This is a genomic window from Dysgonomonas termitidis (assembly GCF_042654545.1).
GTDB classification, from domain to species: domain Bacteria; phylum Bacteroidota; class Bacteroidia; order Bacteroidales; family Dysgonomonadaceae; genus Dysgonomonas; species Dysgonomonas termitidis.
Window position 1 is genome coordinate 100,111 of record NZ_JBHSGN010000064.1, and the last position, 23,747, is coordinate 123,857.

Consider the following 23,747-nt stretch of genomic DNA (forward strand, 5'->3'; position numbering starts at 1 on the left):
CCGCAACTCCAAAAAGGGCAGGTTCCGTATTATGTACAGAATACTTAAAATATATATCTGCATTCTACGCTCAGACCAGATAAAGCAAATGTACTGCAAGAGATTTAAAAAATATTGACGTATCTTTGTTTCTTAACAAAACACTGAAAAATATAAACTCAAAATAATGGATAATAAGAAGCCCCTGATACTGATAACAAACGACGACGGGCATCAGGCAAAAGGCATAAATGAATTGATAGAAAGCGTAAAAGGATTAGGTGAAATAGTCGTAGTGGCTCCGGACGGCCCCCGTTCGGGAATGTCGAGCGCAATAACTTCGTTGCAACCATTGCGGGCACATTTAATAAAGGATGAGACGGATCTGAAAATATACAGTTGTACAGGAACCCCGGTCGATTGTGTAAAGTTGGGGATAACCGAACTGGCCAAACGTAAGCCCGATATTGTCCTTTCAGGGATTAATCATGGGTCGAATGCAGCTGTTGCAGTCCTATACTCCGGTACAATGGGTGCAGCTATGGAGGGAGCCGTATTCAAGATACCTTCTGTCGGTTTTTCACTACTCGATCACGATTACCAGGCAGACTTCTCTGCCTGCCATAAATATACACGCATGCTTGCAAGCCAGGTATTAAAAGATGGATTACCTTCGGGAACCTGTCTTAATGTAAATATACCAAAAGGCCATGATATAAAAGGTCTGAAAATATGCCGTCAGACGTCCGGAAAATGGACAAATGAATTTGTACTGTCGAAAGATGGTGCCAACAAACAGGTATATTGGCTCACCGGAGAATTTACCAATGATGAGCCACACGATGAAAATACGGACGAATGGGCATTAGCTCACAATTATGTTTCGGTTGTTCCCGTAAAAGTGGATATGACAAACCATGATTACCTGGAACCGATAAGGGCTTGGGAAAACTTGATTTAATTATAAGTTATGGGTTATGAGTTGCAGGCATAAATATCATGCATTACTGCTAACTGTTGACTGCTGACTGTTAACTGATATTTATGAAATATTTTCTTGTAGCGGGAGAAGCCTCCGGCGACCTGCACGGGTCGAATCTGATGGCGGCATTGAAAGAACAGGACACAAATGCAGAGTTCTGTTTTCTGGGGGGTGACCTTATGCAGGCACAGGGAGGCCGGCTGGTAAAGCATTACAGAGAAATGGCCTTTATGGGTTTTATTCCTGTATTGCTCAACCTGAGAACTATTCTGCGCAACATGAAAATGTGCAATGAGGAAATTATCAGGTTTCAGCCCGATGTACTTATACTTATAGATTATCCGGGCTTTAACCTTAAAGTAGCCAAATATATAAAGACACATACAGAGATACCTGTCTATTATTACATCTCGCCGAAAGTATGGGCATGGAAAGAATACAGGGTAAAATCGTTCAAAAAGTATGTGGATGAAATGTTGTCGATCCTTCCATTCGAAGTAAACTTCTATAAAAAGCATAACTACCGAATCCACTATGTAGGTAACCCTGTAGTGGACGCGGTGGCAAATTTCAGAGAAGAGAATAAGGATGATACCCGCGATAAATTCATATCAGAGAATAAGCTGGAGAATAAACCTCTTATTGCGCTGTTAGCCGGAAGCCGTCAGCAGGAGATAAAAGATAACCTGCCGGCGATGCTCGAATCTATAGAAAAATTTACCGGTTACCAGCCTGTCATAGCCGGAGCACCTGCTATAGAAGCCGGTTATTATAAAAAATACATAGGGGATAAGCCTTGTAAGATAATTTTCGGACAAACATATCGTTTACTTGAATATGCAGAAGCAGCTTTGGTTACCTCAGGTACAGCAACATTGGAAACGGCGCTGTTCCGCGTTCCGCAGGTTGTCTGTTACGAAACTCCGATACCTCATGTAGTATATTGGGTATTTAAGAACCTGCTCCATACAAAATATATTTCGCTGGTCAATCTGATTGCGGATAAGGCAGTAGTGCAGGAGTTATTCGCCAAATTCTTTTCCATCGGGGCCATAAGGAATGAAACAGACAGATTATTAAATGACAACTCCTACCGCAATAAGATGTTATCGGAATATGATGAAATAATAAACATACTGGGTAAACCGGGAGCATCCGGACACGCAGCGAAGATTATTATAGAGAAATTGAAAAAGGGGAAATAAATTCCCCTTCTTTTCTACTCCCTATCTATTTATATTCAAGGTAACGGCGTTAATGTCACGTTCCTGAACTCGACATCTTTACCTTCGCTCTGTAAACCGATATAACCTTCTTTGATTTTATTTGTACCCTTATTCTGGAAAACGCCGTTGATATATACCGAGATTACTCCGTCGTGACAATATACATCAGCACAATTCCATTCCCCTGCAACTTTTTCCGTTGATACCTTAGCCTTCGCGATCACAGGAAATTTAGGACGTCCGCTTTCAGGATTCTTATATTCAGCCAGATCAGAACCATTGAGCAATACAAAATCGCCTGCGCTTCCGGCCTTTAACTGACACTCTATACCGTTTGGAAAAGGTGTCTCCGGTCTTTCTATCAATAAGAAAATCCCGCTATTTGATTCTATCCCCTGCGGCCAACGCCATTCTGCATGCAAATGATAATGGCCGTACTTCTGTTTGGTATACATATATCCAAGCGGCTCACCTGCTATATGGATCAAGCCATCCTTTACATAAAACACTTTTTCTGCCGGCACGTTATTTTTATCCAGTACAAAATTCCAGTTAGATAAATCTGTTCCGTTAAACAGCTTTTCCACTTCCTGAGCTTTCGCCTGTCCGGAGAACGACGTTAGAAACAAAAGGGTTAGCGCTACTACATTAAAAATCTTGTTCATAGGTATTTATTTTAAGAAATCACTTATTTTATCGAAAGTTAAGCAGAATTGTTTATCCACCTCATCCGCAATTTTCGGAAGCGCGGGAAACGGGTCTTCATGGATATATTTATACGGGTAATCCAACATCTCTATTCTGATAGGAATATCCCTGTCCGAACCCTGTAATGTATTGATAACTTCATAAGCAGGTACAACCTCATCTTTAGCCAGTGTGACGGCATAGAACTGATCGCTCATATCCCTGAACCTGGCCTCCCGTTCTTTCGTCATAGAGCGGTAGTTGAGCATACTCCTGAAATTATTCCCTTCGGGATGGGTATGCATATAATGGCGAAGTACTTCGTCCCGCTTCATATGGCTTTCCAGATGCTCCACCACATAAGAGTATAGACTCACATTGGCTTCACTGTCGAGGATAAACTTTGACACGGGTGATAGCCTGTTAAACACCGCCCCTCCGCAGAATGTCGCATATTTTGAATGTGTAAAATGCCCGTCCTTATTGCTCATCATCAATATCTCGCCTAGGAATGTACCAATAGAGTAAGAGAAGAAATCAATTGAAGCATCCTTTTCTATTGCGGGGTGCAGCCCCTCTTTAAAAGCTTCGACAAAATCAATTACATCATAATAAGTCTGTAGGCCTGACCAAAGAAACCGTTGCGGCTTGTTATGAAGACGGGTACTGATAGCAACATTAGACAAACTGGAACAGATAACATCAGGATGCCGCTGCTTTCGCTGTTCACTCACATGATACATCTCCCGCGAGTTGCTCCAAGTCGCAGGCGCACGGTTCATATGGAAAGCTATAGGAAACATCACTATCGATTTGCCTGTTTTCTCCGCTATATATTTTGCCCAAGGCAGGTATTTATTCCAGTATTTTTCATTAAAGCCATGAAACATAAAAATAATCCCCTTGGCCTTCTGCTCCTTCTTTGGCATTATCATATGGTAGCGGAATTTTATATTTTCCATAATCTCCGCATCCTTCTTATTCAGCATTTGCTGAATGACGTCAGGTTCATAATCTTCAGGTATACTTGGAATATACTCATAGTCGTCATTATTACCAAGTCCTCCGGGAAGGATAAAACGATAATTAGACTCGAAAGTAAAATTACGCATAACAAGATGACTATCAATTTCAATCTCGCTATCAGTATAATTCTCTATTTTTTTGAGATGATTAAAAAGATCTATATATTTCATTTTAGTTATAGGTTAATTGATTTGCCAACTGTTGACGGATTACTGTTAACTGGTTAATAGTTGATGCCCTACTCTACAAAATAAACATTTCCTGAGTTCGCAATACTCACGCTTCAATTGAATCATTGCCTGCGAATCGGCAGCATTATTTAATGGCATTTTGAGTTTCTCGAAACGTTTCGTTATTAAATTTCTCTCCGGCTTTAATATCTCAAGAAAATGAAGTGCCCGCTCACGATGTATTTCACTATCGACAGTCCTCCCATAAATAAAAAGAATCGGAGCTACCGTATTTATAAGTATAATGTCGAGAGAAGCATCTCCCAGATATTTAGTCTTTCGTTCGGATGAAACTCCGAATGCATAATGCGTCTGCCAATATTCAGAAGTATTTACATGAAACATCAACCTGATGCGTCCCACATCATCGCAGGCTGTAATTTTAGAAAATAATCCATGAGAACTCTGTAATAAAGCAGCTAACTGTGCTATCCGAATCTGAGGGAAAGCAGTCGGCCGCGTTCTTAAACTTTTGAATACATATGATTCTAACGGGTTCAGTTCGTATTTATTTTTCAGGAAAGCATATTCTTTTTGTAGTAATGAATAATAATCGTCATTTACTTTAAGATTGTCCAGCATGCCTGACTGCCCAAACAACAAGGCTTCTATCTGAATCAGGTTATCTCCCTGCTTCCGTATATACTTAAGTGGCAGGCTCAAAGCCAATCGTTCAAAAGAATCGGAATTCAATCCAAATCCGAAATTTCGTGACAGGATTACATAGAACACATCCTCCCACGAATTATTGTATCGCTCAAGTAATCCCTGTATATGTTTCGATTTCCGTTCCAATCGCTCTATCAGCAAGGTATTCATCCACGAATTAAGATGGAAAGAGGACATCGACCCTAAATAATTACAACAAGGAATATCTGTATTGGAATGAATCAGAAAATCATAATTCTCTTTTATATGCTCAGGGCAAGCTATTTCACATTGTATAACAGGTTGCCCCAGTTCATTATATACTTCACAATTAGCTTTTTCCACAACATGCAGGATTACCGAGTTATAACTCTTGCTTACATCATGTTTATGTTTCACCCATTCATCCGATGATCTATGGATTTCCACATTACCCGCCCAGATCTTATCTCCTACCTTGATCTTCGAATTGAAGAAATCAGGGCCTTCATTTGTGTTAGGCAAACCAACGTCAATCACTTCTATAGGCTGGCCTGTAGTCGTTTTCAGATCTTTCTGAAAAAGCCTGAATTTCCAAATGTAATGTAGAATATCTTCCATAATATATTAGTTAAGCCCCCTAAATCCCCCTTAGGGGACTTTAGCAAAGCCATAAATCAATACTCAAATCAACCCCTCTCCTTGAGGAGAGGATAGCAGGGACTCAAAGCCCTGTTATTCCCATTTTTTTCATCAGGAAGCTCGCGTTCATATTCTGTGCTATCCCTTCCCTTATCTTGTATGTAAAAGATAGCTGCTCATCCTTTATATCGGCTTCAAATCTATAATTTTTTATTGCTTCAGGAAATTCTTTTTCCAGATTACCCAGCACGAGGTCATGCGTGGCAATTATGCCGTTACCTTCGAGCGAAACCAATTGCTTCATCAGAGCTATCGAACCTTTCTGCTTATCTTCCGAGTTGGTTCCTTTCAATATCTCATCCAAGATAATAAACAGCTGCTCACCCGATTGCAGACGATCGATAATCATCTTCAATCGTTTGAGTTCGGCAAAGAAGTAAGACTCGTTATCTGTAAGCGAATCGGAGGTCCGCAAATTTGTAACCAATTTATAAGGATAAAATGTCAGTGAAGTGGCACATACCGGCGCACCCGCGCATGCCAGAATTAAGTTTATACCGACTGTACGGAGATAAGTACTTTTTCCAGCCATATTTGCCCCTGTTACAACAAGGAAATAAGGATGCCGGCTTATCGTCACATCGTTCCGAACACAAACGCATCTGTTAAGCATCGGGTGCCCTAAATCTTTTCCTTCCAGCATAAAAGTATCTGCAACTTCCGGATATGTGTAACCAGGGTTATTATAGGCAAAGATTCCGAGAGAAACAAGACTGTCGAACTTAGCCAGAACTTTCAGCCAGGTAATGATATTATCCTTATGATGGATAATCCATTTCTCTATTTTTATGGAATAGATAATATTCCAGAAAAAGAAGGGATTGAGGAAAAGGAGTCCCAGAACATTCGACGACTGATCTAGATTATTACTATGCGATTTCAACTGATGTATAGCCAAAGAAGCAGATTCTCCGCTGTTTATCTTGTTCTGTATGTTAATCAGTAATGTAGACTCAAATTTTTCATTCTCTATTATTTTAAATAGTTTGGAATATGTGCCGAGCGTCTCTATTTTTTTTTCAAACAGGTTCTTCTTCGCATTAATATCCTTTAGGGGAGCAAGACTCAACAAGAAGAACATTGTCCAGACCAGACCTAATACAGCATATGGAAGCAGACCGGCAATACATAGAATAAGAACCGTAACGGATACAACAGGAGAGATATACATAAAATACCGCCAGAAGCTCTTGGATAAAAGCTTTGTCTGCATAAACTGCTGCGAAAAGAAATGGATATTCAAATCTTCTGCACCTGTCATTTGCCCTACTGCCCTGAAATGGTCAAGTAATTCGGTCTTCCCTCTCAACTCTTTCAACGCTTCTTGCTGAGCCACGATTTCGTCTTTCTTCTCGAAGGGGTAAAGCAATGTATCCGCCAGCCTGTCTTTCCCGAAAGATGTCACAGTCCGGTTTACCGATTGGAAGAATGAATGATTGCCAAACAAGTCCAGATCTACGCTGTAACTATGGTTTGCATCTGCTTTTTCGGGTGCGCCATCGAATGCAGAAAAGTCATAATCGATCCCTTTCAGTTCGTTCTCCGCATTTTGAATAAGCAATTCACAATATTTCTTTTGAATAAACAGCCTGTCATGATATTTCATAAAAAAAAGATAGAGCGCTACGGATATACCTATTGCAGCCAATACAACAGGAATCCCATCCCAGAAGATATAACACATGGTAATACAAGCCAATACAATAGCCAACCGCATTGTCCCTACCTGAAATATGACTTTCTTCAGTTTGGATAGTGTTATTTTCTCTTTATCGATACGATTTTTATACGAATTCCTTATTTCTTCCAATGTCATAGATGTTAATTAGATATTACGAATATATTAGTTTCAATCACGAAAACTGCTAAATTATCAATTTTTGGGATCAGATTAAAATAATTCATGCAATACATCCAGGGATTTTAATGCAGGAAAATCATAAAGATGCAAGCGGTAATACTCCAGTATTCTGTTTATAATATTTATCCTGTCTTGACGCGAAAAGACAAAATGGTGCATATTCTCGTATGAAATACGGGCCAGCAGGGATAAAGACTTACTTTCCGTCCGGTTCAGGAAATGCTTGTGTAAAGGTTGATGAAGGACAAATTCGCCATTTATCATATCAAATAAACTATTCTCCCTGTATTCCTCCAGATTGGGGTAAAATCCTAAAAAATGGCTGAGTTTAAGCATAAATACCAAATGGAAATTAGATATGCTCTTATCTGTCATTTCCAGAATCTGCACCGATTGCTCCAGAAAACTAAATAGTAACCGGCTATCATTTGTATCCTTCAATACACGTGTGAGAAATTCGGAGAGAAAAAAAATCATGGAAGTCTTGCTCAAATCCCCGGATATATCGTACAAATACATATCTGCACGGGCTTCACGTATCCGTTGAATATCGCGTGAGGCCTGATGCTCTGCTTCCATATCGAGGACAGCAAGCGGTGAAAAGAGAGATCTGGGTACTTTCGAACCTTTTCCCTTAGCCTTCGAAACCATATAAGTCACCCGCCCGAACGATTCGGTAAAAACCTGAGCAAGGATATACTTGTCGTTATAGTTGATGGTATTGAGTACTAATCCCCTTGTTTTATAGAGCACTTTGAAACGATTTTAAAGTCACAAATTTATTTATTAGCCTATTAAAATTTAATACAATAAGCAGTGAGGTTTAAATAATGTAATCATCAGATACTTTCTCCTACTTGATATTAACAAAAATACAAATACAAAATTGAAAACAACGGCTCTTAAAGAATAAATAACTAACTTCGTGCTATAATAGCGCAAAATGTAATTTTATAATTTTATGAGCAAAGATATCAAGAACATCTTATTCGACTTTGGTGGTGTAATAGTAAGCCTGCACAAACAAACCGCATTAGATCGTTTCACCGCATTGGGATTTCCCAATATCAACGAATATTTGGGTGAATTCCGCCAGAAAGGCATTTTTCTGGAATATGAAGAGGGGAAAATAAACCGGGAAGATTTTGTTACCGAATTTCGCAAATTGTCGAATAACCCGGATGTCACAGCAGAACAAATAGACCATGCGTGGTTAGGTTTTCTGGCTGGCATCCCTGATTATAAATATCAGTTATTGAAAGACCTCCGTAAAAAATATAAAGTTTATTTACTTAGCAATACCAATCCCTCTGTAATGGGATGGGCCATGACTCATGAATTTTCCCCCGAAGGATTACCCATTGATGCTTATTTCGATAAATGTTATTTATCATATGAAATAGGATGCGCCAAACCAGACCGGGAAATTTTCGATTTCATTATAGCCGATTCCAGAATGAATCCTGCCGAAACCCTATTCTTCGATGACGGAAAAGCAAATGTAGAAATCGGCGAAAAACTGGGATTCCGGACTTATCTGACAGATCAGGATGAAGATCTGCGAAAGGTTTTTACAGACAGAAGATTACTCTAAACAGTAACTATATATGTTGCTTATAGACAGAGAACATAAACTTCAGCACGCGCCGTTAGTAGCCACAATAGGCTTTTTCGACGGCGTACATACCGGCCACCGCTTTCTGATAGACCAGGTGAAAGAGGAAGCGGCCAGGAGGAAGCGGCCTTCTGCAGTCATAACCTTTCCCATACACCCGCGAAAGGTTTTGCAAAAAGATTATCAGCCCGCATTGCTATGCGGATTTGATGAAAAAACAGAACGTCTGGCTTCCACCGGAATCGATTATTGTGTATGTCTTGATTTTACAAAGGAGATTTCCCAACTCTCAGCCCGAGAGTTTATGGAAGATATACTGAAAGGCAAACTGTCGGTAAACACCCTGGTTATCGGGTACGATCACCGCTTCGGACATAACAGGGAAGACGGGTTTACCGACTATAAGCGCTACGGCGGTGAAATCGGCATCGATGTTGTTGAAGCCCGGGAGCTTCCCGGAGAAGACCATGTCAGTTCATCCCGTATTCGCAAATTACTTGCTGAAGGATATATCCGTAAGGCAGCCAAACTGCTCTCGTATAATTATACTATCTCGGGAAAAATAGTGGAAGGCTTTAAAGTAGGACGGACAATCGGCTTTCCTACTGCAAATATTCAGGTATGGGAGACATATAAGGTAATTCCTGCTTTTGGCGTATATGCCGTATATGTGCATGTGGACGGGCAAAAATACGACGGCATGCTTTATATAGGGAAACGCCCTACTCTGCACAATGGAGATAATATAAGTATAGAAGTAAATCTGTTCAACTTCGACGGAGATCTATATAATAAGGAGCTGACTGCCGAATTTATTGATTTTGTACGTCCTGACGAAAAATTTATCGACATTGATACGTTAAAGAAACAGATCGGGAATGATAAAGACACGGTGATGGGCGTTATCGAAAATTACAAAAGGCTCAATTCCTGATAATTTCAGTCCATATGATACAATAAATTATAAAAAAGCGAAGTGTAACAAAAAAATAATTGGTTAAAATGCTAAATAACTGATTTTTATTTTTACATTTGCTATTGCATAAGAGTTCTTAAGTGTAGTTTAAATTTTTCTTTTCAAGTCATTTCCCTTCTTTGGTAACCTTTCTTGTCTAGTTTCTTTTAGCTTTCCTATTTATTTACATCTTCTGCATAGAGTATTTATTATTTAATTTTTATTTTTTTACAATGAACATTTTTATCGCAGGGTTGAGCTACAGCATCAACGACAATGATTTGAAGGATCTATTCACTGAATATGGAGAAATCACTTCAGCAAAAGTTATTATGGACAAAGCTACCGGCCGCTCTAAAGGTTACGGTTTTGTTGAATTAGCTGATAATGCAGCTGGCCAAAAAGCTATTGAAGAACTGAATGGTGCTGAATATGACGGAAGAACTATCTCCGTATCTGAAGCTCGTCCTCGCACAGAAGGTGACCGTCCTCGCAGAAGTTATGACAATAACAGAGGTGGTGGCAACAATGGTGGATACAGAAGACGTGAATATTAATAGTCACTGACAAAATACATAAAGAGCCATGCAGAATAGCATGGCTCTTTTGTTTTCTAATAGGTCTTTCTCCAACATGACCATATCCGTGTTCTCAAATAAAGGTTCCGGATAATTATCAACAAAGAAGTTCTTTTTTAACACCTGAAATAATAAATTCGTTTCTCTGACACAAATAAACCTGCATCTGACGTGAAATAAATATAATTCCTATCCGGGTATCCTTCTACCAGCTTCATCGAAGATCTGTAGACAACAGCAAATCATCCTGAATTTGCTCTTCCTGTTTCGACAGCCTGATTTTTATCTGAAATTTTTAGTAAAATATATGGAAATCTTCCTTCATATTTATCTATACATACAAAGAAGCGATCAACCTACAACTAATTATTTTCAGTTATTGCCTATAATAGAAAAATTAAAAAAAGTAATAATAAACACCAGGCAGATGTGTCACTTTTGAAAAATTCCCATAATAAAGCAGCATATAGTTTCATATAATAAAAATAATAAAAATAAAATTCACAATCCTTGTTTTAAGAACGCACAATATGTCAAAAATATGCTTTACGGCATACTTTTAATAATTAATATCTGTAAACATTTTTATACATTTACTCTAATTTAATTAACCTAATATTATGAAAAAAATCACCCTTCTCGTTCTATTTATTCTTGTATTTCTGAACGGTTACAATTGCTATTCGCAATCAAAATACGGAAATGCAACTGTCGAAGAATTATCGATGACCTCATATCGTCAGGATACGACTGCCGCCGCCGTTATGTTATTGAAAAAAGGTGATACACGCTTCGTCTACAACAACCTATATGGCTTTCAGTTTGAATACACACTTCAGGTGAAGATAAAAATACTTAAAACCGAAGGCCTTGAGTGGTGTGACCAGGAAATCCCGTATTACCAGGCCAGCAATTCATCAAAAGAAGATATCAGGGGATTATCAGGAACAACTTACAATCTGGAAGGAGGTAAGGTAGTGAAGACAAAACTATCCAAAGATTTCATTTTTGAAGAAGATACCGACAATAAATGGAAAGTAAGGAAATTTACAATGCCTACTGCAAAAGTAGGATCTGTTATAGAATATAAATATACGATTGTATCCGATTTCTTTTACGATCTCCGCGATTTCAATTTCCAGTCGTCAATACCTATTATCTATACTTCATTCGAGGTCACACTGCCTGAATATTTCCGGTACAATTTGAATACCCAGGGATATATTGCATTAGCACCCAAAAAAGAGCCTGTAAATGAAACGTTCCATATCCAGTATAAAGATGACAACGGACGATCGCAAGCAACTCAGGTACGGTGTTCTGCCGATCGTTATACATTTGAGGCAACCAATGTTCCCGCCATTAAAAATGAATCGTATCTATGGACAATAAACGATTATATATCGAAAGTTTCTTTTGAACTTAAAAGCATACAAATGCCATACACCACAGTGAAAAACTATTCTTCATCGTGGAACAATATTGATAAAGAAATTATGGAATCCAGTCAGTTTGGAGGTAATCTGAAGAAAGCAGACTTATTCAAGGACGAAATAACCAAAGGGAATGTAAACTTTGACAAAGCAAAAGAAATACAGGATATGGTCAAATACAAAGTAAAATGGAATGACCAAAATGCTTTCTATCCAAAAAATCTGAAAGATGCCTTAAAGAACGGAATCGGCACAAGCGCTGATGTAAACTTCCTGTTAATAAACGCACTTCAGGCCGGAGGATTCGATGCGTTCCCCGTAATATTGAGTACCAGAAGCAATGGCCGTATGCCTATATCGCATCCGAGTATTTCCGCGTTCAATTATGTAATCACAGGTATCAAAATTGACACTACCATGTACTTTACCGATGCCGCAGCCAAATACGGGGACTGGAACTTGCTTCCCGAAAAATGCATGGTACCACAAGCACGTATTCTGAGGACAAGCTATTCCGACTGGGTGGACCTTACCGGAATTTCGTCCGGTTCAATATTAAAAACAATGAATCTGACTATTAACGATTCTAAACTGATTGGAAAATCGGCTGACACTCGTAAAGGTAATGCCGCATACAATACCAAGGTCAGCTACTATAACCATAAAGACCAGAATGATTATATAGAATCGGTTAGTAAAAGGCTTTCATGTGAGATAGACAGCTTCACCATATCAAATCTGGATAATACAAGCGAAGCATTAAAAATAAACTATGCACAATCATTGGATATTGATATGGCAGATGAATTCTTATATATTACCCCTCTGACTGATAAACCATATTCAGAAAATCCATTTAAGAAAGAAACACGTGAGTATCCCATCGAATTTGATTACCTACTCAATTTTGTGCAAATAATAGATTTCATTGTTCCTGAAGGATATACAGTGGAAGAGCTTCCTAAAGGTGAGAGAATGGTACTCAATGACAATGATATGAGCCTTATTTACCGGATTATTCAATCAGGTAGCCAGATCCGGCTTCATTATCAGTATCAGTTGAAGAAATTACAATTTTTACCTGCCGAATATGAAAATCTGCGTGATTTCTTTTCGAAGCTGATTGCTAAAAATTCAGAACAGATCGTACTCAAAAAAGCTGCTGCTGCGGAATAACTAAAACCGGAACAATTATGTACAGACACTTCATTCTAACTTTATATATAATATCATCTGCAATGATATATGCAGATGATAATTCGACCAGTCAGGCTTCCGACAGCCTCCGTGAAAATGCGGTTGCGATTGTCCAGAACTCCGATATGGTAATAATCCAGACGGATATGAATAATGCCACATGTAAGATAACGAAAACAATGACAATACTCAGCAAACAGGGAGAAGGCTTTGCGCATTTTTATGCTTACAATGATAAATTCAAGGAAATGAAAGACTTTTCCGCTGTCATAAAAAATGCATCAGGTAGCGTTATCCGGAAAATCGGAAAGAAAGATTTGACTATATCTTCCATGTCCGACCAGATGGCGACAGATGCCTATTCTATTGTCTACGAATATAAAGTTCCCACATATCCATATACGATAGAATATACATATGAAGAAAAATGGAAAAACGGTATAATCTCATACCCCGCTTTCACGCCCATTCAAAGCTATATGCAGTCGCTGGTCAATGCGAGCTACAGGATAGAACTACCTGCGGATATGAACCTGAGATATGACGCAAATTTCGATTGCAATGCTAAAGATGAAATCGTAGGCAATAAACACATATATTCATTTACCGCAAACAACCTGAAAGCAATCAATAATGAACCTTTGGCTCCTGCCCTGAGGGATATATATCCGAGAGTATTGATCGCTCCGGCTGATTTTTGCTATGATTCCTCTTGCGGGAATATGTCGGATTGGAAGAACTATGGTATGTGGGTGTCAGGTTTACTTAAAGGACGTGACACTTTGCCAAATAATATTGTTGACAAGCTTATATCCCTTGTAAAGAATGCCAAAACGGATAGAGAAAAGGTAGAAATACTATTCAGATATCTGCAAGAGAATTCCCGTTATGTTAGCATTCAATTAGGTATCGGAGGATTCCAGCCAATAGAAGCATCAAATACAATGAAAACCGGCTTCGGAGACTGCAAAGGTTTATCAAATGAAATGAAAGCCATGTTAAATGCCATTGGCATACCTTCAAACTATTGTGAGATATATTCCGGAAACAGGAAGTCCTTTACTAAAGGCTTTTCGAATATAAGTGAAACGAATCATGCTATTTTACTTGTACCTCTTCAGAATGACAGTTTATGGCTCGAATGTACTTCCCAAACAATACCTTTTGGCTATATCCACGATAATATAGCCAGTCATGACGCCCTCGTTGTAACTGAAAACGGAGGTAAAGTTTGTAGAGTTTCCCAATATCAGGACAAAGACAATAAACAGGAATCAATGATCACTATTAATGTCTCAGAAGATGGAACTGCAAAGGGAACCTTAGCCTTTGTTGAACATCTGCATGGATACTTGTACAATGTATCTGCAATGACATCAAAGGACAGAGATAAAGTAGTCGGATACATCAACCGAAACGTCAAATTTCCTAAAGTACAAATAGATAATATAAGGACAGAAGAGGATAAGTCATCATTACCGTCTTGCTCTTTATCCGCTGACTTCGTCGCTACAGACTTTGTTAATAAAACAGGTACCCGTTTATTTATTCCGGCCTGCCCTCTGGAAAAAGGGAGCTACAATATGCTTTCATCCAATACGCGGATTCAGGATATTGTAATTAATAATGGGTTCTCAGAATCAGACTCCATCCTCATCAATATCCCCGAGTCATATACGGCCGAATCTTTACCCAAGGATATAATCCTAAAAACTCCTTTCGGCGAATTTGAGACACAAGTAAAACAAGATGGAAATAAGATAATATATATCCAAAATATCGATATCTTTACAGGAAGATATGACAAATCGCAGTATAAAGAAATTAAGGCATTTTTTGCTGAAATAGCAACTGCAACTAAAAGGAAGTTAGTATTAAGGAAATCTTGATCAATAATTATAATAAACACAGAACATCTTAACAGGGCATCAAGACGAAGCTAAAAAGCTGGGAACTCAACGTCCTCAGCTTTTTATTTTCTTCTCTATTTCTGCTATTTCGTCCCGGAATACTTTATCTACTTCCATTTGCTCTTTGACAGTCTTACAAGCATGAAGCACTGTAGCATGGTTCTTCTTACCTATAAGAGAACCAATCTGAGCCAACGACATTTCAGTATAACTTTTCGACAGGTACATAGTCACCTGGCGGGCTTGCACTATCTGCCGTTTGCGGGAAGCTGTATGAATCAACTCGCTTTTTATATTGTAAAAGTCACAAACAACAGATTCTATTGCACCGATGGTTATCTTCTTTGCTTCTATTTTCTTTATTGCCTGTCCGATAACACGCCGGGCCAAAGATAAATCTATCTCTTTGTTATATACTAGCGAGTGTGCCATTATAGATACGATAATACCTTCGAGATCACGCGCATTATCTGTTACATTTTCTGCGATATAATCCACTACATCTTCTGGTATGGACAATCCGTCATGAAGAATCTTATTTTGAAGGATCTTTAACCTCAAGCCTTTATCGGGATGGTCTATTTTCGTGGTCAACCCCCACCTGAAACGTGTGAGCAAACGCTCCTCTACCCCCTGAAGCTCGGACGGAGCCTTGTCCGAAGTAAGGATAAGCTGCTTATTATTCTGATGCAAGTGATTGAATATGTGGAATAGTGTATTCTGCGTACGTTCTATTCCGGCCAATTCATGTATATCATCTATGATAAGTACGTCGATACCCTGATAGAAGTTGATAAAGTCATTGGTCGTATTATAACGCCCGGCATCGGCATACTGAATCTTAAATAAATGAGCCGACACATATAATACACGTTTCTCCGGAAACAGTTCTTTTATGCGTGTTCCTATAGCATGACAGAGATGGGTTTTACCCACACCGGATGCACCATGAAGAAACAACGGATTAAAAGCCGTCTTACCAGGATTTTTTGTTATGGTCTCACCTGCGGTCCGGGCCAGTTTATTACTTTCTCCTTCGAAAAAGTTATCAAATGTATATTTCAGATTCAACTGCGAATCAAAATCATCTGCGACAACTTTCTGAAAAGGGTTCGGTACTTTATTGGAGCTTTTAATATACCCCTTATCAACAGGTAGTGTCTTAGCGTCACCTCTATAATCTACAACTGTATTAGTTGTATTCTCCATCAATATGCGATACTGTAGTATTGTATCTTTACCGATTTCGCGATGCAGAGTGGTTTTCAGTAAATCGACAAACTTATCTTCCAGATACTCATAAAAGAATTGGCTTGGTACCTGTATTGTAAATACCTTATTTTCATAGGATAAGGGTACAATAGGTAAGAACCATGTTTTGAAAGCCGCTTCAGGTATATTATCCTGAATGACCGTTAAACAATTAGCCCATAAATTTTGAGTTGAAGAAGAATCCATTTACTAGTTTAGTTATTTTTGTCTATATTACTCTCTCAGTTTCGTAATGTAAATTTCATCATTTATTTCATAAAAAAAAAGTACCCCCAAATTTGGATTTCTAGTTTTGGAAACATCTATTTTAATTTCAACGACTTATGATGTTATTACAAAATCACCCCCTCAGCCACAAACAACCAACTAGTTATCAATAAGTTATGTTTTTAATAGCATTTTAATTACGTTTTAACAATTTCGTAATACTGCCCGAAAAGTATAAGGGTGACACTATTAAGCAAAAAAATTATTTTTACTTATTTAGATCGATTCTAAATAAAATGATTTAAAAGACCTTCACATTGATATAACGGGATGGATTTTGCCTTACGTCTTTAAGTAACAACGAAGCATTACTAATTGTTCCGTTAATACTATCATATAATTGACGATCATTCAATAATAAGCCCAAAGAATTATCTTTAGATGTCATTTTCGTAGAAAGATATTCTATATTTTTCATCGTAGAATCTACAGATCTGAATGTTGATACCAAATCCATTTGATTTATCTTGCCAGACACACTGCTTAAGTCATTAGACATCTTACCCAGATTCCCGGTTATGGCAGGAACATCCTTATTCAAGGCAGTCATCATAGAATTCAGTTGTTTGGTAGATTTGGCCAGATCGCCTGTAATCTGATTGATATCTGTCAGTGACTGGTTCAAGGCAGGATTATTGACCAGTGTCTGAAGGCCGACAAGTATCGAATCAATCTTCGGTATAAGTTGTTCCACCTGAGGCAACATTGTGCCAGCCGCATCTATCATGCCTTTCACCCGGATACCTTTTATAGTATCGGTGGAAGAGAGGTTCTCTTTTGTATAAGGGTTAGTCTCGAGCATGATTGTTGCCGTACCCAGAACAGAGACATCCAGTGACATCTTGCTACCTTTGGGTATCTGCATGCCTTTGTCCATGTTCAGATATACAATTACACGCTTTTGATTTTTAGGGTCAAGTTCCATCGAAGACACCAGACCCACCTGAAAACCATTCAGTGTAACGGGTGTTGACTGAGTCAGCCCGGACACATCGTCAAATACGACAATATATGAATTTGATGGTTTAAAAAGATTTACCCCTTTCAGAAAACTGATACCGTAATACAAAAGGAAAATTGCGATTACAAAGGCTATACCTATTCTTACTTCTTTCGACATTTTACTCATAACTATTAAATATATGTAATTCTAAGGTCGCAGACCTGTTTATTCTCTTGTTAAGTTTAAATACAACAAATAGTTATATTGGAATAATACGCTATTAAAACCATCTACCATCCATATACCGCTTTGCCGTTACTTATTTAACACGTTCTCCGTTCTTAAATTTCACCACGAACGCATCTTTAAATTTAGCCCTGACTTGGTGCTGTATTCTAATTATCTCATTATAATCTGCCGTTGAGCCATAAGTATATTTATAGCTGCTGCCGTCTCTATAAAATGAAACCGGTGAAAGACCTTTAAATTCTTTCGAGTTATCTGAGAGCTTCTTTGGTGACACCAAAAACTGCACCCTGTACTCTGTCTGATTGTTAATATTCTTTGTAGCAGCTTTCTCTGTTTTTGCAGAAGTTTCAGGCTCCTTTTTCGGGATTTCCCCGATCTTCTTTGGAGATTGCTCTCTTTTCTTTGGTACTTCTACCATATTTTTTACTCTGGCCGGTTCTTTCGCAACCGGAGTATCGACTTTCTCTACGGCATAAGTATCTTGAATGACTGCTTTGTCTTTTATGATAGCTTCGTCAACTGCAATATCATCGATTTCCTCATTTTTATCCGGAGCTGCAACATACCGGCCTTGCTTTTTATCAAATTCCCTTTTATATTTTTTAAACCCCGAGTATATAGCGGTCGCCATCGCCCTCTGACCCAATCGGGAAGATAAATATTTGGCTTCTGCCTGATTATTGATAAACCCGAGTTCGATAAGCACACTTGGCATACTGGTTTTTCTTAGCACAAGAAATCCGGCCTGCCGCACACCTCTATCGGTGCGTTTTGCGATACCTCTGAAATCTTTTTGTACATAATCTGCAAATTGCAGGCTTTGCTCCATATATTTATTCGATATAAACTCAAATATAATGTACGACTCCGTCGAATTTGGATCGAAGCCTTCATATTTTGATGTATAGTTATCCTCCAACAGGATAACGGAGTTTTCCCGCTTTGCTACCTCCAGGTTTTCAGCACTACGCGCCAATCCTAATATGTAAGTATCAGCACCGGAAGCGCTGGTCATCTTTGCCGCCGTTGAATTTGTATGGATGGATATAAACAAATTGGCTTTAGCCTTATTAGCTATCTGTGTCCGCTTATCCAAGTCTACAAAAACATCCGTCTTACGGGTATAAACAACTTTAACATCATTAAAGTTTGCTTCTATCAGCTCACCCAAAGTCTTAGCCACTCCCAGATTTATATCTTTCTCCTTATATATACCCCTCACTGCTCCGCCGTCCTTGCCTCCATGTCCGGCATCGATAACAACGACAAACTTAGACTCAGCTGCAATTGTGATTCCCAAGAACGTGAATATATAAACAAAAAGAATAAAGAACCGTTTCATACCTGCAATCCGAACTGTAAGAATTTACATTAAGCTTTATTATAAACAACCTCATTCTTCAATTCTTTACCGTTGAAGAAGTCAAGTATATTATTCATAGTCGTATGTGCGATATTAGACATGGCCTCCTGTGTAAAGAAAGCCTGATGAGAGGTTACGATCACATTATTGAAGGACAGTAACCGCGCCAGCACATCATCAGTCATCACACTATCCGAATGGTCTTCATAGAAATAGGCACCCTCTTCTTCATACACGTCCAGGCCTGCATAACCTACTTTGCCGCTAAGTAACCCTTCTATCAGATGTCTTGTATGAATCAGCTTTCCGCGTCCGGTATTGATAATCATCACACCTTCTTTCATTTTGGCTATGGATTCGTCACAGATCAGATATTCAGTTTCTTTTGTTAACGGACAATGCAATGTAATAATATCCGCGTTGGCATACAACTCATCCAGAGGCGCATACTTAACCCCTGTAGCCTCAGCCCATTTTGTATCCGGATACAGGTCATAGGCCACTACGTTCATACCCAATCCCTGAAAGAGGCCTGTAGCGACTTTCCCTATCTTTCCTGTGCCTATCACACCGATGGTCTTGCCATACATGTCAAATCCCTGAAACCCTATCAAAGAAAAATTACCGTCACGCGTACGCAAAAAGGCCCGATGTACTTTCCTGTTGAGACAAAGCATCAGAGCCAGTGTATGTTCGGCAATAGCATGTGGTGAGTAATCAGGGACACGTACCACCGTTATACCTTTTTTAGCCGCGGCAGCTATATCCACATTATTAAATCCGGCACAACGCAATGCGATCAGTTTTACACCGTAGGAATGAAGTTTTGTTACCACCTCTTCATCTACCTTTGCATTAACAAAGATACAAACAGCATCTGTTCCACTGGCCAAAAGAACATTGTTCTTATCGAGATGTTCTTTATGGTAAACCAGTTCAAAACCATATGCTTCGTTGGCCTTGTTGAAAGTAATCATATCATAAGGCTTTGCATCAAAAACCGCTATTTTATATGCCATAGCTTTATCTACTATATATATTATTAATCCTTTATACCTGATTGCAAAAGTAATTAAAATAACCTTTATCCTCAAAAACTACATTGATTAGTTCTTTTTCCGCCCGTTTTTTTCATTTTATTTACATACTGCTCATTATTTTTACAGTTAACAGCAAGCAGTCAACAATATTTCACGCGGAGACGCTAAGGCGTAAAAGGTAACAAAAGTAACAGTCTTTTTAGCCTTTGTGCCCTTTGTGATTTCCTTCGTGTACTTGGTGGTTAAAACTCTTTACCACAAGGGACACAAAGATTTACACAAAGAACACTATATAAAAAGTAACAAAGGTAACAGATATATCAGTAAACAGTAAACAGTTAGCAGTTAACAACTTGTATCTCGTGTCTTGTCTACTTGTAACTATTCCCAAAAAGGTAACAAAAGTAACAGATATATCAGTAAACAGTAAACAGTGAACAACTTGTATTTTGTATCTCGTATCTTGTCTACTCGTAACTCGTAACTGCCCAAAGGGCGCAGAAATAACATTCGCCGAAGCGAAGGCGAGGCAAACTCGTAACTATATCCAAAAAGTTACAAAAGTTACACTTTTCCCACTATTTTTTATCTGTTACTTTTTACCCTCATTGTAAGTCCCCCGAGGGGAAACAACGTTCGGCGGAGCCAATTGAGGGGGCCTGTCAATACTTCAAAGAACTATAAGCTAACGGCTAAAAGCTAATATATAGATAAACTTATTTTTTTTTCTCCTGAATCTCAAAAAAATTTTGCCCTGACTGTGACCTTTCGGTGATAACAGCTACTTATACAAAACAACTCCGAGAGATCAGAGTAACACACACTACTTTTTCTAAACAAAAAAACGGAGACAATGTTTGCCTCCGTTTTTTATTATATAAAAAATCGTTTTCCTTACTTAGCGTAGCTCACAGCACGGGTTTCACGGATAACGGTAATTTTCACCTGTCCCGGATAAGTCATTTCGTCCTGTATTTTCTTGGCAATATCGGCTGATAGTTTTTCTGTTTCCACATCGTCTATCTTGTCTGCTCCTACTATCACACGTAGTTCGCGACCTGCCTGAATCGCATAGGTCTTTAATACGCCCGGATATGAAAGGGCCAGTTGCTCGAGGTCATTCAGACGCTTGATATACGCTTCTACAATTTCACGGCGTGCTCCCGGGCGCGCTCCCGATATAGCATCACAAACCTGTACAATCGGAGCCAGAAGACTGGTCATTTCCACCTCATCGTGGTGAGCCCCGATAGCATTGCAAATATCCGGTTTTTCCTTATATTTCTCAGCCAGCTTCATCCCCAATAAAGCGTGAGGCAATTCCGGCTCGTCATCAGGCACTTTACCTATATCGTGCAATAGCCCTGCCCTCTTCGCTTTCTTCACATTCAAGCCCAGTTCTGCAGCCATAACCGCACACAGGTTGGCTGTTTCGCGGGCATGCTGCAACAAGTTCTGTCCGTATGACGAACGGTATTTCATTTTACCTACCAAGCGTATCAACTCAGGATGCAAACCATGAATGCCCAGGTCGATAGTAGTACGTTTACCTGTTTCTATAATTTCTTCTTCTATCTGCTTCTTCACTTTAGCTACCACTTCCTCGATACGGGCAGGATGGATACGGCCGTCCGCTACCAACTGGTGTAATGCCAGACGGGCTATTTCGCGCCTTACAGGATCAAAACCTGAAAGCACTATCGCTTCCGGTGTATCGTCTACTACGATTTCAATACCTGTCGCGGCTTCCAATGCACGTATATTACGTCCTTCACGGCCAATTATACGTCCCTTGATTTCGTCAGACTCTATATGGAAAACCGTAATTGCATTTTCTATAGCTGTTTCCGTAGCAACGCGCTGTATAGATTGTATTACGATCTTCTTTGCTTCCTTATTGGCTGTCATCTTAGCCTCTTCCATTATCTCATTGATATATGACTGGGCATGCGTTTGCGCCTCATCTTTCAAAGCCTCTACGAGTTTGTCCTTCACTTCTTCGGCCGACAACCCTGAAAGGGCTTCGAGCCTTTCTACTTCCTGTTTATGAAGTTTATCCAGATCCAGTTTTTTCTTTTCTACTATCTCCAGTTGACTTTCCAGATTAGCTTTAACCGTATCGGCTTCACTTTTTTTACGTTGGAGTTCTTCCTGTTTTTGATTCAGGCTCAACTCGCGTTGCTTGATCTTACTCTCTGCCGCCTGTATTTTAGAGTTCCGGGCATTAGCTTGTTTTTCAAACTCAGATTTCATCTGTAATGCCTGCTCTTTTACTTCCAGCAATTTATTTTTCTTGATTACTTCAGCTTCCAGTTCCGCCTCTTTGACCTGACGTTTGAACTTCGAATTCCCGATAGAATTCAAAGCTACCCACGCCACGACTGCTCCGGCAAGGAAAGCTATTACATAAAATAATATATCCATAATTTCATTTTCATTATTAAAAAACCATATCTATATAAACTAAAAAACACTAACTTAAGTATGAATATTACTCTCATACTTAAAATTAGTGCTCTAGATTTTTCTCAGTACTATAATTTTATTTTACGTTACCTTTCAGATAATCTTCCAATTCCTGTGTCAGTTCTTTCATCCTGGATTCAAATCCACATGCCCGCAATTGATGTTCAACTTTCTCTGCTACAGCCTGTATAGCCGTCATTGCCATATAATCGCTATTCTGCAATGAATGGGATGAATCTCCTGTAAAATAATTTTTATATTGTCCTATTTTATAATCTATTTCCTCCGCAGCTTTCCTGAATATTTCTTCCTCCTGCCGTTTTATCCGGAGAGGATATCTCATATCCGCTACGCGTAGATTAATTATTAAATGCTCGTCCATAACTTCGTCTTTATCTGTTAATTTTTCAGCATGGCGATACACTTATCTACATCTCGCACTAATTTTGACAATCGTTTCTTTGCCTGCAATGTATCTTTGTTCTCCGATGAGAAAGATTTTACAAATTTCAGATTGTCATATTTTCTTTTCAGCTCTTCTGCTTCCGATGTCAAACCTTCAATTGTCACACTTCTCTGTGCCAGTTCCTGCTTCAACAAGGCATTCTCTTCCTTTAGCCTATCGCAGAGATACATTAATTGCCGCATTCTAATTTCGAATTCAGCCAGAAGTTTTTCATCATTTTCAGTCATAAAGCAGCCAAAATGCTAGACAAAAATAAAAAATACCAACGAATTAACAAAATTATTACTCTTCTAAATTTACTAAAAAGAAACCAAATCTATACAAATAAAAAAAAGGCCCGCTTATACGAGAGATAAGCGGGCCTTTTATCTGAAATTTTTGTTCTTGCTTTTTACAACAAAACGACCTGCAAGTCGTCCTTTAGCTCATTGAAAGCAATCTTGCCTTCTCTTGCCAGCCAGCCTAAAGCCGCATACATATCTTTTTCTGTCAATTTGCATGCTTTCTTGATGTCTTTGAGAGGTTTACTTCCTTCTGCATCTAGGTAAGTCCAAATAATACCTGCGTTTGATCCAATTTTTTCTTTCATAATGGGTGCTCGTTAAAAAATTAAACTCGTTATTATTTCAATGACAAAAGTACATAAAATGAACCATCTATACAATTTTACATC

20 protein-coding genes are annotated in these 23,747 nt (G+C 38.8%); 7 read left to right on the top strand and 13 right to left on the bottom strand.

What is annotated here, in order from left to right; translation table 11 throughout:
- The first annotated feature begins 166 nt into the window (after positions 1-166).
- Both surE and lpxB read left to right on the top strand, forming a co-directional pair.
- A complete protein-coding gene (gene surE, locus ACFO6W_RS09525; protein WP_379995714.1) occupies positions 167-940 on the top strand; it encodes a 5'/3'-nucleotidase SurE in 774 nt (257 codons plus the stop codon).
- A gap of 83 nt (positions 941-1,023) precedes the next feature.
- Positions 1,024-2,166 carry a lipid-A-disaccharide synthase gene (gene lpxB, locus ACFO6W_RS09530; RefSeq protein ID WP_379995716.1) on the top strand — a complete coding sequence of 381 codons (1,143 nt, stop codon included), beginning with the start codon at positions 1,024-1,026 and terminating at the stop codon, positions 2,164-2,166.
- A 35-nt stretch (positions 2,167-2,201) separates the two neighbouring features.
- Here lpxB and ACFO6W_RS09535 read toward each other — a convergent pair whose 3' ends face one another.
- From ACFO6W_RS09535 to recO, 5 genes are all read right to left on the bottom strand, one after another.
- On the bottom strand, positions 2,202-2,852 hold the full coding sequence (locus ACFO6W_RS09535; protein ID WP_379995719.1) for a 3-keto-disaccharide hydrolase: 651 nt from the start codon (positions 2,850-2,852) through the stop codon (positions 2,202-2,204).
- 6 nt (positions 2,853-2,858) lie between these two features.
- Positions 2,859-4,070: a DUF6051 family protein gene (locus ACFO6W_RS09540; RefSeq protein ID WP_379995721.1), complete on the bottom strand. Its 1,212-nt coding sequence runs from the start codon at positions 4,068-4,070 to the stop codon at positions 2,859-2,861.
- Positions 4,071-4,115: 45 nt separating this feature from the next.
- On the bottom strand, positions 4,116-5,378 hold the full coding sequence (locus ACFO6W_RS09545; protein WP_379995723.1) for a DUF2851 family protein: 1,263 nt from the start codon (positions 5,376-5,378) through the stop codon (positions 4,116-4,118).
- Between the two features lie 103 nt (positions 5,379-5,481).
- Positions 5,482-7,275 carry a MutS-related protein gene (locus ACFO6W_RS09550; RefSeq protein WP_379995725.1) on the bottom strand — a complete coding sequence of 598 codons (1,794 nt, stop codon included), beginning with the start codon at positions 7,273-7,275 and terminating at the stop codon, positions 5,482-5,484.
- 75 nt (positions 7,276-7,350) lie between these two features.
- The gene (gene recO / locus ACFO6W_RS09555) at positions 7,351-8,073 is read right to left on the bottom strand and encodes a DNA repair protein RecO (RefSeq protein WP_379995727.1); all 723 of its coding nucleotides are present in this window, start codon (positions 8,071-8,073) and stop codon (positions 7,351-7,353) included.
- Between the two features lie 208 nt (positions 8,074-8,281).
- On the opposite strand from recO, the gene ACFO6W_RS09560 reads away from it, so the two are divergent.
- From ACFO6W_RS09560 to ACFO6W_RS09580, 5 genes are all read left to right on the top strand, one after another.
- Entirely contained in the window at positions 8,282-8,914 is a 633-nt protein-coding gene (locus ACFO6W_RS09560; RefSeq protein ID WP_379995729.1) for an HAD family hydrolase, read from the top strand.
- A 13-nt stretch (positions 8,915-8,927) separates the two neighbouring features.
- Positions 8,928-9,869: a riboflavin biosynthesis protein RibF gene (ribF, locus tag ACFO6W_RS09565; RefSeq protein ID WP_379995731.1), complete on the top strand. Its 942-nt coding sequence runs from the start codon at positions 8,928-8,930 to the stop codon at positions 9,867-9,869.
- A gap of 254 nt (positions 9,870-10,123) precedes the next feature.
- Entirely contained in the window at positions 10,124-10,447 is a 324-nt protein-coding gene (locus ACFO6W_RS09570; RefSeq protein WP_379995733.1) for an RNA recognition motif domain-containing protein, read from the top strand.
- A 641-nt stretch (positions 10,448-11,088) separates the two neighbouring features.
- Positions 11,089-13,077: a DUF3857 domain-containing protein gene (locus ACFO6W_RS09575; protein ID WP_379995735.1), complete on the top strand. Its 1,989-nt coding sequence runs from the start codon at positions 11,089-11,091 to the stop codon at positions 13,075-13,077.
- A gap of 62 nt (positions 13,078-13,139) precedes the next feature.
- The gene (locus ACFO6W_RS09580; RefSeq protein WP_379995737.1) at positions 13,140-14,987 is read left to right on the top strand and encodes a DUF3857 domain-containing protein; all 1,848 of its coding nucleotides are present in this window, start codon (positions 13,140-13,142) and stop codon (positions 14,985-14,987) included.
- Between the two features lie 75 nt (positions 14,988-15,062).
- Here the strand turns inward: ACFO6W_RS09580 and dnaA are convergent, their stop codons facing one another.
- The 8 genes from dnaA to ACFO6W_RS09620 form a co-directional block, all read right to left on the bottom strand.
- Positions 15,063-16,466, bottom strand: a complete 1,404-nt coding sequence (gene dnaA, locus ACFO6W_RS09585; protein WP_379995739.1) for a chromosomal replication initiator protein DnaA — start codon at positions 16,464-16,466, stop codon at positions 15,063-15,065.
- Positions 16,467-16,788: 322 nt separating this feature from the next.
- Complete coding sequence (locus ACFO6W_RS09590) at positions 16,789-17,676, bottom strand: MlaD family protein (RefSeq protein WP_379995741.1); 888 nt, start codon at positions 17,674-17,676, stop codon at positions 16,789-16,791.
- A gap of 133 nt (positions 17,677-17,809) precedes the next feature.
- Complete coding sequence (locus ACFO6W_RS09595) at positions 17,810-19,081, bottom strand: N-acetylmuramoyl-L-alanine amidase family protein (protein WP_379995743.1); 1,272 nt, start codon at positions 19,079-19,081, stop codon at positions 17,810-17,812.
- Between the two features lie 29 nt (positions 19,082-19,110).
- Positions 19,111-20,121 carry a 2-hydroxyacid dehydrogenase gene (locus ACFO6W_RS09600; RefSeq protein ID WP_379995745.1) on the bottom strand — a complete coding sequence of 337 codons (1,011 nt, stop codon included), beginning with the start codon at positions 20,119-20,121 and terminating at the stop codon, positions 19,111-19,113.
- Positions 20,122-21,036: 915 nt separating this feature from the next.
- Complete coding sequence (gene rny, locus ACFO6W_RS09605; RefSeq protein WP_379995747.1) at positions 21,037-22,566, bottom strand: ribonuclease Y; 1,530 nt, start codon at positions 22,564-22,566, stop codon at positions 21,037-21,039.
- Between the two features lie 118 nt (positions 22,567-22,684).
- Positions 22,685-22,990, bottom strand: coding sequence for a cell division protein ZapA (locus tag ACFO6W_RS09610; RefSeq protein WP_379995749.1), 306 nt, complete (start codon positions 22,988-22,990; stop codon positions 22,685-22,687).
- Positions 22,991-23,007: 17 nt separating this feature from the next.
- Positions 23,008-23,301 (bottom strand): hypothetical protein, encoded by a 294-nt coding sequence (locus ACFO6W_RS09615; protein WP_379995751.1) that lies wholly within the window; start codon positions 23,299-23,301, stop codon positions 23,008-23,010.
- A 164-nt stretch (positions 23,302-23,465) separates the two neighbouring features.
- Positions 23,466-23,663: a winged helix-turn-helix domain-containing protein gene (locus ACFO6W_RS09620; protein WP_006798623.1), complete on the bottom strand. Its 198-nt coding sequence runs from the start codon at positions 23,661-23,663 to the stop codon at positions 23,466-23,468.
- Positions 23,664-23,747: the final 84 nt, after the last annotated feature.